Raw genomic sequence first — 13,629 nt, forward strand, 5'->3', positions numbered from 1 at the left:
TCGCAACGATTGCCCGGCACGGCTTGCGCGCACACCTTGCACGCTTCATGCGCCGATGGAATCACACGCTCAGATAAGCGCGCCTCACTGTTTCGTTCTTTGCGAGTTCGCCGATCGTGCCGCTAAAGCGGATCTGCCCTTTTTCGAGGACATACGCGCGGTCACTGACCAGCTCGGCGAAATGCAGGTTCTGTTCGGATAACAGAATCGACAGCCCTTCGCGCTTGAGTTCGAGAATCATGTTCGCCATCTGTTCGACGATCACCGGTGCGACGCCTTCGGATGGCTCGTCGAGCAGCACCAGATACGGATTGCCCATCAGCGTGCGCGAGACGGTAAGCATCTGCTGCTCGCCGCCGCTCATCTGGCCACCGGGGCGTTTCGGCATTTCACCGAGATTGGGGAACAGGCGGAACAACTTTTCCGGCGTCCATTGCGGTGCGCCTTCGCGCGGCGGCTGACGGCCGGTGTCGAGGTTTTCCATCACCGTCAGATCGGCAAACACGCGGCGGTCTTCCGGCACGAACCCCATGCCCATGCGAGCGATACGATAAGGCGCTAGCGCAGTGATGTTTTGCCCGCGAAAACGCACTTCGCCCTGACGGCGCGGCAGCAGGCCCATCACCGCTTTCATCGTCGTAGATTTGCCGGCGCCGTTGCGGCCCATCAGCGCGACCACTTCGCCGCGGCCGACTTCGAGGCCCACGTCGAACAGAATGTGCGCGCGGCCATAGAACGCATTGAGGCCGGAGACCTTGAGCATCGGCTCGCTCATTGCAGCGCTCCTTGTCCGTGCTGGCCGCCTGCCGCTTCATGCAGCGGCGCACGAGGCTGGAAGGTTTTGCCGGTGCCGAAATAGACTTCCTGCACGCGTGCGTCGTTGCGGATCGTTTCGGCGTCGCCTTCGGCGATCAGCTTGCCGCGCGCGAGCACGATCATGCGATCGGCGTAGGCGAATACGACGTCCATGCTGTGCTCGGTAAACAGCACGCCGATTTTGTGCTCGGTGACCAGACGCTTGGTCAGCGCCATCAACTCGTTGCGTTCCTTGGGCGCCATGCCGGCGGTGGGTTCGTCCATCAGCAGCAGCTTCGGGCGGTTCGCCAGCGCGATCGCGAGTTCCACGCGTTTGACGTCTCCGTACGCGAGCACGCCGCAGGCGCGCTTCGCGTCGGCGCCCATGCCGACCTGTTCGAGCAGCGTCATGGCTTCATCGGCATAGCGCGAGCCCGCGGATTTCCACAGACCGAATGTCTTGCGTTCGCGTGAAACGAGCGCCATCTGCACGTTCTCGAGCACGGTCATCGAATTGAAGGTCGCGGCAATCTGAAACGTGCGGCCGACGCCCAGCCGCCAGATATCGCGTGGCCGCATGCCGACCAGTTCGCGATCGTCGAGGCGAATCGAGCCGGACGAAGGCTGCAGTTGCCCGTTGACCATGTTGAAACAGGTCGACTTGCCCGCGCCATTCGGCCCCAGCAGCGCCAGCAGTTGACCTGCTTCAAGATCGAAGGACACGTTGTCCACCGCCTTCAGACCGCCGAACGACCTGGAAAGGCCGGACACGCGCAGCAAGCTCATAGCCCCTCCTTGATCGCCGTACCCCGGGATGGCGATGGAGCACGCTCTTCCGCCTTATCCACCGTATCGTCGCCAAACCGCTCACGAATAAAGCCGACGATACCCTGCGGAAACGCGATCACCAGCAGCAGGATCGCGAAGCCCAGCAACGCCTGCCAATAATCGGTTTGCCGCGCGACTGTGTCCTGCAGCCACGTGAACACGGCAGCGCCGACGATCGGCCCGGTCAAGGTCTGCAAGCCGCCGAGCAGCACCATCACGAGGCCATCCACGGAACGGCTCACGCTGATCACCTCCGGTGAAATCGTCCCTTTGGAGAAGGCATAAAGCGATCCGGCAAGCCCGCAAAACAGCGACGCAACGACAAACGCCGCCCACTGCACGCGTTTCACGTCGATACCGATCGCCTCGGCACGCAGCACCGAATCGCGCGACGCCCGCATCGCGTAGCCAAGCGGTAAGAACAGCATCTTGCGCAGCAGCCCTACCCCCAATACCGCACAGGCGAGCGTCAAATAATAGAAAGCCACCGGCGAGGACAACCAGTTCGACGGCCACAAGCCGAGAATGCCGTTGCTCCCACCCGTTACATCGTCCCATTGGAATACCACCGACCAGACGATCTGCGCGAACGCGAGCGTCAGCATCGCGAGATAGACGCCTGAAAGCCGCACGCAAAACCAGCCGAACACGAGCGCGCCCGCCACCGCGAGCAAGGGGCCGAGCAGCAACGCGGCTTCCATCGGCAGATTCAACACCTTGAGAAACAGCGCGGCGCCGTAAGCGCCCAGGCCGAAGTACGCGGCGTGGCCGAACGAATGCATGCCGCCAGGGCCCATGATGAAATGCAGACTCGTTGCGAAAAGCACAGCGATCAGAATTTCGACCAGCAGCACAGGCATGTAGGGAAACGCATTGGCCGCAAGCGGCGCGAGTACCAGCACGAGCAAGGCAATCGCCGCCAGCCATTTCAGACGCTTGCCCGCGGGCCTCAACGGCGCTTCAGGCGCGGCCATGCCGCGCACCGCGGCGCTCGCCTTGCCTAGCAGGCCCCAGGGCCGCACCACCAGCACCACGGCCATCACGACAAATTCTGCAACGAGCGTAAAGCGGCTCAACGAGAGATCGACCCCGAACACCGACACATGGCCGATGCCGATGCAAAGCGCCTTGATCTCGGCGATCAGCAAGGCCGCGACGAACGCGCCCGGAATCGAGCCCATGCCGCCGACCACGACGACCACGAACGCATTGCCGATCGTCTCCAGATCCAGCGACAGATTCGCCGACATCCGCGGCCCTTGCAGCGCTCCGCCCAAACCAGCGAGAAACGCGCCGACGAAAAACACGCCGGTAAACAGCCATGCCTGATTGATGCCGAGCGCGCCGAGCATCTCGCGGTCCTGTGTCGCGGCGCGCACCAGCGTGCCCCAACGGGTACGCGTCAACGCATACCAGAGCAGCAGCAACACCACCGGCCCGATCACGATCAGCGCGATGTCGTAAGTGGGCAGCGGATGCCCGAGAAATTCGACCGCGCCGGCCAGATGCGGCGCGCGCGGTCCGAACAGGTCCTCCGGGCCCCACAGCCATAGCGCGGCGTCGCGAAAGATCAGCACCAGCGCGAACGTCGCCAACAGATGAAACAACTCAGGGGCCTGGTAGATGCGCCGTAACACGATCATTTCGACCAGCGCGCCGAGCACCGCCACCACCAGGGCGGCAGCCAGCACAGACAGCCAGAACCCGCCCGCCGTATGACCGAAGCGGCTCGTAATGCTATACGCGACGTAAATGCCGAACATATAGAACGAGCCGTGCGCGAAGTTGACGATGCGCGTCACGCCGAAGATCAGCGACAAACCGGCGGCAACGAGAAACAGCGTCGACGCGTCGGCGAGTCCGTTGACCAGCTGTACCAGCAAATTCGAAAGCATCGCGACCCTTGAAAAAACTCAGCGCAAACCGTCTTCGCCCTTGATCTCACTTACCTGCAGGCCGCCGATGCGCGGCAGCGGCCGGCCCGAGGCCGTCACGGCGACGGCCACGACGATCTCGTTGGCGCGTGGCGCGTCCGAGACCCGCGCCTCGATCGCGTCGAAATGACTGCGCACGAAGGCGGCGTCCTTGTGGCCGAGCGGCACGTCGATCGCCGTGCCGAGCGTACCCATTTTCTTCGCCGACGGCACGAGCGCCGCGCCCTTTTCGACGGCGGCTCGCAGCGGCGCACCGAGTTTGGGATGCAGGATCGCCGCCGCATGCTCGAGTTCGCCCGCTTCGCCGACAATCGCGGCCTTGCCATAGCTTTGCGCCTCGCCCGGTTTAATGCCCAGCGCGTCGACGCATTTGTTGCCAAGCAGCGCCCCCAGTTCCTCGCCCGCTTCGATCAGCGCGTCGAGCTTCGCCTCATAACGGCCCGCGTAGGGATTATCGATCACCGCGATCGCGACCGCGCGGCGGGCCGGCGGATCGATAGTCTGCCCCATTTCAATGCGTGTTTCATCGACCTGCACGATCAGCTTGCGAAGCTTGATTGCCATTTCATTCTCCGGGTTTCGATGCGTGTTCTGCCTGACTGCATCGGCTCATTGCACGAGCGCATTGCGTCAACTTGATGTCTCACCACCTTGGATGGATCAAGCGCCGCTCAGCGCAAGCCGTCCTTGCCCACAATCGCCTCCTTCGCAAGCCCGCCGACCCGCGCATGCACGCGCTGGCCCGTGCTCATCACGAGGATATACACCAGTTCGTCCGCGGCAGGGGCGCCGGGCACCCGCACTTCGATTGCATCGAAATGACTGCGCACGTAGCTCGCGTTGACATGCGTCAGCGGCACGTCGAGCGCGGTGGACGGCGCGCCGACTTTCTTGGTCGACGGCACGATGGCGTTGGTCGGTACGCCATTTTTCTCGAGCAATTCACGCATCGCATAGCCGCCGGGCACATGCCACAGCGCGCCATGCTCGAGTTCGCCACGCGAGCCGACGATTGCACCCTTACCGTAGCTTTCAATCGACGCATGCGGCACCGCCATCGCCGCCAGCAGCCGTTGCGCCATGTCGAAGCCGATCGGCTTGAGCGCTTCCATGGCGTGTTCGATTCTGGCTTCGTAGCGGCCGGCGAACGGATTCGTCATCACCGCGGCAATCGCGCCGCGCCGCAGCGGCTCTGCGGGTGCGGGGCCGAACTCGTGAAAAATGTCTTCGACGTGCGTCAGCACGCGGCGTATTTCGAACACGGAGCCTCCATTGTCATTTCAGCGCGATTCCCGAACAACGCGCCCTGGTAATGCGTACCCGCCACACGCGCCCGTCCTTGCAGGAACAGCGCGGCGCCTTCGATCAAACCTTGTTCCAGCAACCGCCGCGCCGTATCGACACCACGGGCCAGCGCGAAATCGATCAACGGTTGGGGCAAGGAGGGCACGTCGACCGTCACGAGCATGTCGCCCAGATCGCTGTCGTCCTTCAAAGAGGAGGCCGGCCGGCGCGCGATGCGCGCATGGTCGAGATTGACCGCGTTAGCGATTATCGTCGCGGCAGCGTCGGCGGTGGCGGCGTTGCGGGCGAGCACCGTCACGCTGTCGGCGATACCAAGGCTGAAGCTGCGCCCGCGCCAGCCGCTGGTCGCGATGCCGCGAATCGGCAAGGCGGCCCCAAGCGTCAGGTTGGCGTCCAAAGCCAGATCGTCCGAGAGCCGCGCACCGGAGAACGCCGCCAGATCGGCGAACACGCCCACGCGGTACTGTTGCCCTTCAGTCATATGGAGGGCGATGTCGCCGCCGTTGTTGATGAAGGCTCGCGCTATGCCTTCGCGCGCGAACGCCGTGATCAGCTCATCCGCGACGCTGCCGGCAACGGCCGCCATCGGCGTGATGTAACGCGCACGGTGAGGGTGGCACGCGTTCCACATGCGGCGCGCAACGGGTCCCTTCAGCGCGCAGTCAGCTGGCGACACATGGCTCGGTACAGGCTGCCGCAGCAGCGTCAACTCGCCGACCAGTTCAGGCAACAACTCGACAAAGCGCGCCCAGCAGACCTCATACGCGGCTTGCACCGCCGAGGGCTCGCCGTCCGCGCTGAGGATCAGATCGATCGGCCCATGCTGCCAATGCCAGCGGGCCGCGTCGAGCTGGGTGCGAGTTGCGTTCATGGGGTTCGTCGGGTTTGTCGTACCGGTCATGGAGTGGCAGTTAGCCGAGCGTCGGCGGCATGGCAGGTGGCCACGGATTGTCCGGATTGCGCGCCAGCGTTCTGCGCGCGAGCGGCGCCCCTTCCGTATGATCCGGCCCGTTCGCCAGGACGCTTGCCAACGAACGCACCGCGTCGAGATGGCCGCCGAGATCGCGATACGCGTCGTACGTCATGGTGAATTCGATCGGCGCGACGATCGCGGGCGTCGGTACGGTGCCAAACGATCGGTCCGGCATGCGCGAAACATCCACCATCACGGTGATGCCGCCGCCCGGCCATACATAGGCGGGCGCTCCGCCACAGGTGACGTTGACCCGTTTCTGTTTGATGGCGCGCGTGAGCAGGACCGGATTTTCCGTTGCGCCCGCTCGCAAGCTGCCGCCCGCGCCGCCGAGAAACAGCACCGTCGCAAGTGAGGGCTCGCAGTTCTCGCCGATCCGTTCGACCGTGCGGCGCACGGCGTCCGGCATGGCCGCGATACGCGGCACGAGGTTCTGATCGAGCTCATACCACTGCGCGTGTTCGCCGGTGGTGGACACCATCAGTAAGCGCATACCCGGCTTCGCCACGGCAGGATCGAAACCTTCGACAATGGCGAGCGGGTCCTGAATGTCGGTGCCGCCCCAACCCGTGCCAGGATTGGCGACCTGGAAATAGCGGCCCGGCGTCGATTTGCGTCCGCGAATCTTCAGACCTGAGCGCGTCATGCCGAGGCAGCGGCCCGCCTGGTGTTCAGTCAGCACGCCGGTGATGTGATCGTCGACCACCACCACTTCGTCGGCGTGACCGAACCACTGCTTGGCGAAGATACCAATGGTGGCAGACCCGCAGCCCACCCGCATGCGCTGCTCTTCCACGCCGTCGACAATCGGCGCCGCGCCTGCCCGGATCGCGAGACTCGCCCCGCCGTCGATGGTCAACTCCACCGCTTCCTTGTTGCCGAGCGCGAGCATCATGTCGCACGTGACACGGCCTTCTTTCTTGCTGCCGCCGGTCAGGTGATGAACGCCGCCGAGGCTCAGCATCTGCGAGCCGTATTCGGCCGTGGTCACATGGCCGACGATCTCGCCGTGACAGCGCACGTTCGATTGCTCCGGCCCAAGAAAGCGGTCGGTATCGATCTTCACCTTGAAACTGCAGTAGCTGAAAATGCCCTCGGTAACGACCGTCACCATGTCGACGTCGTCGAGCTTCGAGGCAACAATGAAAGGCGCGGGCTTGTAGTCGGGATACGTGGACGATGCGCCAACGCCGGTAACGAACAGCCCCTGTTGCGCAGCCAGATCGTGTACTTCAGACGATGCACCAAATTCGACCGTGGCCTGTGCGCTGCTCGCGCTCGCCTCGGGCAGAGGGACGCGCGACAGAAACACCACGGGGTCGACACGAATCAGCCGCCCGTCCGCATTCGCATAACGATCGCACGCGCCCGTGCGGCCTGCCGATATCTGGCACAACACCGGACATGCATTGCATTCGATCTTGTTCGACGCCATGCGCTCGCTGCGCGGCATCGCTTTCTCGAGCACGGTCGGACCTGGTGTCGAGGCGGTTTCGCCGTCGACGCGCTCCGCACCGAAATCGACCTTCGTATGTTCTGTCATGGTGGGGTTCCCATACGACGACATTACAATCGATCCTGCCCGGCTGACGAATCGCCCCTGTTCAAAGGGACTTTCGCGTGATCCGCATTTTTTCCATGTTGCGGTCACTCACCGTTCGTGTAGTATCTGCTACACCAAACTTGCATGAAATCTACTCGATCAAAATAGACTGCGCAACGAGTTTCCCGGTGAAGGCCCGAATGCTGCGACGCGGCATAGCCATACGAATCGCGCTTCAAATCTACGCCGAAGCACGTGATCGTGCCGGGCATTTCGTCACGCCTGATCTGGGCTGTATGATGAAGACGCGCCGTGTTCGAGCGTACCTGAGTGTGACTGCGTGTGACTGTGATTGACTTAGCGGTTGCGGCACATGCCGTTCAACCCGACGCTAACAAAGAGATCCGAGACCGCCATGAGTCCCACTGCTGCCCGTAAGCCGGGCGCTATCGGCATCCGAGCGAAACAGGCGCAAGACACCCGCGCCAAGATACTCAAAGCGGCCATCAAGGTCTTTGCCAAGCAAGGCTTTGCAAGCGGCCGGGTTGAAAGTATTTCGAAGGCCGCGCGTTCGCACGACCGGATGATCTATTACTACTTCGGCAGCAAGGAGCAGTTGTTTGTCGAGGTCCTGGAGACGATCTACACGCAGTTCAACGAAGCCGAAAGCAGGCTCGATCTCGATCTGGACGATCCCGTGCATGGCCTCGAACAGATGGTCGAATTCGTCTGGCAGTACTACCTGGATCATCCCGAGTTCGTCACGCTGCTGTCGAGCGAGAATCTGCACCAGGGCAAGCACGCGAAGAAATCGTCGAAGCTGAAGGAGATTTCCGGCTACGCGATTTCGGTCGTGCAGAAGTTGCTGGACGCGGGCAAGGCGCAAAACGTCTTTCGTGACGACGTCAAAGCGCGTGATGTGTACCTGATGATCGCGTCGCTCGGCTATTTCTATAACGCCAATCAATACACGCTGGGTGCGTTTCTCGGTGAACCGCTGATGGACAAGGCCGCCCTCGCGCATTGGCACGAGGTCATCAAGGACACGGTGTTGCGCGCGGTGCGCCTGCAGTTGCCGGCCGACACCGCGGTGAAAAAAGAGAGCAGGATTGCCTGAAGCGCGTTTCGTCTGACGTACGCTTCAGGCTGCCATTAAGGCTTCGCCGCTGCGGCGTCGTCTTCGCGGAACAGTTTATCGGCCAGGTGGAAGGCCGAGTTGGCTGCCGGCACGCCGCAATAGATCGCGGTTTGCAACAGGACTTCCTTGATCTGCTCACGCGTCACGCCGTTGTTTTTCGCGGCGCGCAGATGCAATGCGAGCTCTTCGCTGCGATTGAGCGCGACCATCATCGCGATGGTCAGCAGGCTGCGCGTGTGCCGCGGCAAACCTTCGCGCGTCCAGATTTCGCCCCATGCGTAGCGGGTGATCAGATTCTGGAACTCCTCCGTCAACTCCGTGCGATTCGCAAGCGAGCGGTCTACGTGCGCGCTGCCCAGCACCGCGCGACGCACGCCGAGTCCGGCTTCGTAGCGGTCTTCGTCGTTCATTTCTGCTCCGTCAGGAAGTCGAGCACGGTCTTCGTGAAGATCTCGGCCTTCTCGATGTTGGAAATGTGCGCGGCGTCCAGTTCGACATAACGCGCGCCCGGAAGCGCTTGCGCCAGTTCACGGCCCTGGGCCGGCGTGGCGGCCAGATCGTGCGTGCCGCTGATCACCAGCGCGGGCACCTTGATGCCGGGGACCTCGGGGCGCAGATCGGTGGCGTCGATGGCCTCGCAATTCGATGCGTAGCCTTCCTTGTCGGTGTGAACGAACACGTCGCGGATCATGGCCAGCACCACCGGTTCGCGTTCGATGTACTCGGCGGTGAACCAGCGCGGCAAGACCGCGTCGGCCAGCGCGAGCATGCCTTCCGTGCGGGCCCGCGCGGCGCGCGGCACCCACACTTCCGGCGACCCGATGCGCGCCGCCGTGTTGCACAGCACGACGCGCTCGAGACGGTTCGCGTGACGCGCGGCCAGGGCGACGCCGGTGAGACCGCCCATCGACACGCCGCAGAAATTCGCGCGTGTGATTTTCAGCGTGTCCATCAGACCGAGCACGTCGCCGGCTAATTGTTCGATCGTGTACGGCCCCTTCGGCGCTTCCGAATGACCATGACCGCGCGTGTCGTAGCGCAGCACGCGGAAGTGTCTGGACAGCGCCGCGACCTGCGGCGTCCACATCGACAGATCGCTGCCGAGTGAATTCGACAACACGATCCACGGCGCGTTGCCGTGGCGGTCACCGTCGATTCGATAGTGCAGCTCGGTACCGTTGACTGCGGCGTAAGGCATGCCGGTTACTCCCTGGAAGTGGCGCGTTTGGCGCGCGTGTGATGAAGTGCCAGCGCGGCGTCCACGTAAGCGTGGGCCTGGCCGACGTATTGGGCGGGATCGAGCAGTTGCTGCAGGCGTTCGATCGAGAGATGTTCGGTCACGGCGGGGTCCGCCGCGAGCACGTCGAAAAGCGTCTTGTGTTCGGCGATCGCCGCTTTCGAGGCCCGCTCGACCAGATGATGCGCCTCGAGCCGGCCGATGCTGTCGCCGAGCGCGAGCATCACCGCTTCGCCGAGGATCAACCCGTGCGTGACGTTGAGATTGACGGCGAGACGCGGCACATTCACGTTGAGTCCCGCAGCAATCTGTTCGATGTTGGCGAGCGCGCCGCCGGCGAGGCGCGCGAGGTCCGGCAGCGCGTCCCATTCGGCTTGCCAGCCGCCGAGCGCGCGCTCATGCTCCTGCACCATGCCGGCGAATACCGTAGCCACCAGGCCCGGGGCGCGCGTCGCGGCCGTCAGCACCGCGGCGCAGCCGACCGGGTTGCGCTTGTGCGGCATGGTCGACGAACCGCCCTTGCCCGCTGCGGCGGGCTCGGCCAGTTCGTCGATTTCGGTTTGCATCTGCAGGGAAATATCGCGCGCGATTTTGCCGAGCGTGCCGATCAGCATGCCGAACAGCGATGCGGTTTCGGCGATGCGATCGCGTTGCGTGTGCCATGGCAAGGTGGGCACCGCAAGTTTGAGTTCCTGAGCCAGCGATTGCGTCACAAGCGGCGCCGCGTCGCGCAGACTCGCCAGCGTGCCGGCCGCGCCACCGAATTGCAGCACCAGCACGCGCGCACGCAATGCATCGAGCCGCTCACGATGACGCAGCAGCGCGTCGAGCCACTGCGCGAATTTCAGGCCGAGCGTGATGGGCAGCGCCTGCTGCAACCAGGTGCGGCCGATCATCGGCGTCGCGCGATGGGTAGCCGCGAGTTTCGCCAACGCATCGCAGGTGGCTTGCAAGCCGTTGTCGAGTAAATCGAAGGTGTCGCGCAATTGCAGCACCGTCGCCGTATCGATGATGTCCTGACTCGTCGCGCCCCAATGGACATACTTGGACGCTTCCGCATCCACCGCTTTGACACGCGCGGTGAGTTGTTTGACGAGGGGAATCGCGAGATTGCCACCGAGCGCCGCGTCGCGCGCCAGCGCGTCGGCGTCGAGTTGATCGGCCTGACAGGCGCCCTCGATTGCGGCCACGGCGCGGTGCGGAATCACGTTGTGCGCAGCCGATGCGCGCGCGAGCGCGGCTTCGACGTCAAGCATCCGTTGCAGCGTGGCACGCGGCGCCCAGATGTCGTTCATCGGCTGCGTGCCGCAAAGAAGGCCGGTGAGACGGGCGCTGGAGTCGAGCATGATGGCGTCGATGAGGGAGTCGAAAGTAAAGGTTTCGCCGGAGCTGCCTGGACACCTGGTGCGGCGTGTCCCGGCTCGCTATCTATCGAGAGCGTACCGCACACGGCGTTGCGGCGCATTGGGCGCCAAACATCACCACGACGGCGGAGTGGATACGCATCGCTGCCGTATCTGGCGTATGGGCGTATGTGCTGCGCCTATGTGTCGTGCCGGCGTGCCGTTGTGCCGTTGTACTGTCGTGGCACGTGCCATGTGCCATGTGCCATGTGCGGCAAGCGTGCTCCATACGCGTTCCGGTGGACGGCGCAGGGAGCGAGCGCGTTCGCTGCCTCGCCAGCGTTCCGGCTTCTCTGCACAAGGCCGGCGTCTGCACGCCTGCCTTGTGCAGCGATGCTCAGGCCGCGCGAGTTGCTTGCGTGCCGTCGATCAACGGTACGCCGGTCAGTTTGTGCAGCGCGTCGAAGTCGATATCCGAGAAGATCTCCCGCACGACAAGACCCTTATCGGTGACGTCGATCATCGCCAGGTCCGTATAGATGCGGTCGACGCAATTCACACCCGTGACCGGATACGAGCATTGTGCCGCGATCTTGCTTTCGCCCTGCTTGGTCAAATGTTCCATCATCACGTAGACCTGCTTCGCGCCGATGGCGAGGTCCATGGCGCCGCCTACTGCCGGAATCGCGTCGGGCGCGCCGGTGTGCCAGTTCGCCAGATCGCCTTTTGCCGACACCTGAAACGCGCCGAGCACGCAGAAATCCAGATGGCCGCCGCGCATCATCGCGAACGAGTCCGCGTGATGGAAGTAGGCACCGCCCGTGAGCAGCGTGACGTGCTGCTTGCCGGCATTGATCAGTTCGTCGTCTTCCTCGCCCTTTGCGGGTGCCGGGCCCATGCCGAGCAGGCCGTTTTCGCTGTGCAGGAAGATTTCCTTGTCGGCGGCGAGATGGTTGGCCACCAGCGTGGGCACGCCGATGCCGAGGTTGACGAAAGCGCCTTCAGGAATATCCTGGGCAACGCGCTTGGCCATTTCATCGCGGGTCAGTTTTTTCATGTCGGTCTCCTCAGGCGGCGGTCGCGGATGCAAGCTCGGCTTGATGCACGGCTTGCGGCACTTCGATGACGCGTTGCACGAAGATGCCCGGCGTGATGATGTTTTCCGGATCGAGCTCACCGAGCGGCACCACTTTCGACACCTGCACGATGGCTGTTTTTGCTGCGCTCGCCATGATCGGGCCGAAGTTGCGCGCGGTCTTGCGATACACCAGATTGCCCCAGCGGTCGCCTTTGAACGCCTTGATCAGCGCGAAGTCGGCATGGAGCGGCCACTCCAGCACGTAATGCTTGCCGTCGATCAGACGGGTTTCCTTGCCTTCGGCGAGTTTGGTGCCATAGCCGGTGGGCGTGAAGAACCCGCCGATGCCCGCGCCTGCTGCGCGAATGCGTTCCGCGAGGTTGCCTTGCGGCACCAGTTCGAGTTCGATTTCGCCGGCGCGATAGAGCGCGTCGAACACATACGAATCGGTTTGACGCGGGAACGAGCAGATGATCTTGCGCACCCGTTTGGCTTTGAGCAGCGCCGCGAGGCCGATATCGCCGTTGCCGGCGTTGTTGTTGACGATGGTGAGTTCGCGCGCGCCCTGTTCGATAAGCGCATCGATCAGTTCGGACGGCATACCGGCCGTGCCGAAGCCGCCGATCATGACGGTCGCGCCGTCGTGGACATCGGCAACCGCCGATTGAAGTGACTCGAAAATTTTGTTGATCATGTCGAATTTCCTTTGGGGGCGCTGCGTACCGGTGGGCTTTTTGCCTTGGCAGGCAGGGGCTTGTACGGGACGGTCTCCGGGCCTGGGCTGGCGATGGCTCGCTGGTAGGTGGTGCGGGCTGGCGCCTTTGGTTTGTTTGCTGTCGAATTTTGTTCTATATGTGAACATGGATTCGATTAGCGAACGTTCTGGCAATTATGGTTGCCCTTTGGGCAGGTTGTCAAGGCGGGGGATTCCCCGTAAGGATTGGGGGTTTTTGCCTGCGTGGCAGGGGTGAGTTTGGTTTTTTTTGGGGCTGATTGCCTGCGCGGCGCTTTGGTTGTGGTTTTATGGTTTTGGCCTTTCCTTGTTTTGTTAGTGGTTTATTAGTGTTGCCCCTGTGCGGGGCGGCACCTACTTTTCTTTGCCTGCCGCAAAGAAAAGATAGGCAAAAGAAAGCGGCTCAAACCGCCAGCTCATAAGCGGGTCCCCCGCGCAGCCACGGTAGTGGTGCATCTGGAATCTGTGTTCTCGCACACTCCGCGCTCGCGACAAAGGACTCATCCGCTCCCACTCCGCACTGCGTGCGTCGCGGATGGGTCTGCATGGGAAACCGGGGGGTCGTTTCGCGTCGCGGGGGCCATCGGCTTCGCCTCGGCGACGCGCCCCCGCCTCATTAGCTACCCCTTCAATTAGCTACCCCCTTCAATGAGTGGCGATGCGCTTCATTCACTGTGCAGCCGCAGTTGTGACCGCTGCGGCATGCAGCGACGAATCGGAGA

The 13,629-nt window shown here is 63.1% G+C and carries 13 protein-coding genes; 1 reads left to right on the forward strand and 12 read right to left on the reverse strand.

The genetic code is table 11. The annotated features are described in order from the left end of the window. Positions 1-61: 61 nt before the first annotated feature. From BCY88_RS00335 to BCY88_RS00365, 7 genes are all read right to left on the reverse strand, one after another. A complete protein-coding gene (locus BCY88_RS00335) occupies positions 62-775 on the reverse strand; it encodes an ABC transporter ATP-binding protein (RefSeq protein ID WP_120342287.1) in 714 nt (237 codons plus the stop codon). Beyond that, positions 772-1,581 carry an ABC transporter ATP-binding protein gene (locus BCY88_RS00340; RefSeq protein ID WP_120342288.1) on the reverse strand — a complete coding sequence of 270 codons (810 nt, stop codon included), beginning with the start codon at positions 1,579-1,581 and terminating at the stop codon, positions 772-774. The genes BCY88_RS00335 and BCY88_RS00340 overlap by 4 nt, the downstream gene beginning before the upstream one ends. After that, the gene (locus BCY88_RS00345; RefSeq protein WP_120342289.1) at positions 1,578-3,518 is read right to left on the reverse strand and encodes an ABC transporter permease; all 1,941 of its coding nucleotides are present in this window, start codon (positions 3,516-3,518) and stop codon (positions 1,578-1,580) included. Before BCY88_RS00345 ends, BCY88_RS00340 begins: the two co-directional genes overlap by 4 nt. 18 nt (positions 3,519-3,536) lie before the next feature. Further along, positions 3,537-4,121 (reverse strand): amino acid synthesis family protein, encoded by a 585-nt coding sequence (locus BCY88_RS00350; RefSeq protein ID WP_120342290.1) that lies wholly within the window; start codon positions 4,119-4,121, stop codon positions 3,537-3,539. Positions 4,122-4,228: 107 nt separating this feature from the next. Beyond that, positions 4,229-4,819 (reverse strand): amino acid synthesis family protein, encoded by a 591-nt coding sequence (locus BCY88_RS00355; protein WP_120342291.1) that lies wholly within the window; start codon positions 4,817-4,819, stop codon positions 4,229-4,231. After that, complete coding sequence (locus BCY88_RS00360) at positions 4,795-5,733, reverse strand: UPF0280 family protein (RefSeq protein ID WP_120342292.1); 939 nt, start codon at positions 5,731-5,733, stop codon at positions 4,795-4,797. Before BCY88_RS00360 ends, BCY88_RS00355 begins: the two co-directional genes overlap by 25 nt. A 40-nt stretch (positions 5,734-5,773) precedes the next feature. Beyond that, entirely contained in the window at positions 5,774-7,378 is a 1,605-nt protein-coding gene (locus BCY88_RS00365; protein ID WP_120342293.1) for a 6-hydroxynicotinate reductase, read from the reverse strand. Positions 7,379-7,793: 415 nt separating this feature from the next. Between BCY88_RS00365 and BCY88_RS00370 the strand changes: the two genes are divergently transcribed. Then, positions 7,794-8,495, forward strand: a complete 702-nt coding sequence (locus BCY88_RS00370; RefSeq protein ID WP_120342294.1) for a TetR family transcriptional regulator — start codon at positions 7,794-7,796, stop codon at positions 8,493-8,495. A 35-nt stretch (positions 8,496-8,530) separates the two neighbouring features. Here the strand turns inward: BCY88_RS00370 and pcaC are convergent, their stop codons facing one another. From pcaC to BCY88_RS00395, 5 genes are all read right to left on the reverse strand, one after another. Next, entirely contained in the window at positions 8,531-8,926 is a 396-nt protein-coding gene (pcaC, locus tag BCY88_RS00375) for a 4-carboxymuconolactone decarboxylase (RefSeq protein WP_120342295.1), read from the reverse strand. Further along, the gene (gene pcaD, locus BCY88_RS00380) at positions 8,923-9,714 is read right to left on the reverse strand and encodes a 3-oxoadipate enol-lactonase (RefSeq protein ID WP_120342296.1); all 792 of its coding nucleotides are present in this window, start codon (positions 9,712-9,714) and stop codon (positions 8,923-8,925) included. Before pcaD ends, pcaC begins: the two co-directional genes overlap by 4 nt. Before the next feature lie 5 nt (positions 9,715-9,719). Beyond that, positions 9,720-11,099 carry a 3-carboxy-cis,cis-muconate cycloisomerase gene (locus tag BCY88_RS00385; protein ID WP_120342297.1) on the reverse strand — a complete coding sequence of 460 codons (1,380 nt, stop codon included), beginning with the start codon at positions 11,097-11,099 and terminating at the stop codon, positions 9,720-9,722. A 394-nt stretch (positions 11,100-11,493) separates the two neighbouring features. Further along, the gene (locus BCY88_RS00390; protein ID WP_120342298.1) at positions 11,494-12,153 is read right to left on the reverse strand and encodes a 3-oxoacid CoA-transferase subunit B; all 660 of its coding nucleotides are present in this window, start codon (positions 12,151-12,153) and stop codon (positions 11,494-11,496) included. Between the two features lie 10 nt (positions 12,154-12,163). Then, entirely contained in the window at positions 12,164-12,868 is a 705-nt protein-coding gene (locus BCY88_RS00395) for a 3-oxoacid CoA-transferase subunit A (protein ID WP_120342299.1), read from the reverse strand. Between the last annotated feature and the right edge of the window lie 761 nt (positions 12,869-13,629).

The organism is Paraburkholderia fungorum (assembly GCF_003610895.1).
Classification (GTDB): Bacteria; Pseudomonadota; Gammaproteobacteria; order Burkholderiales; family Burkholderiaceae; genus Paraburkholderia; species Paraburkholderia fungorum_B.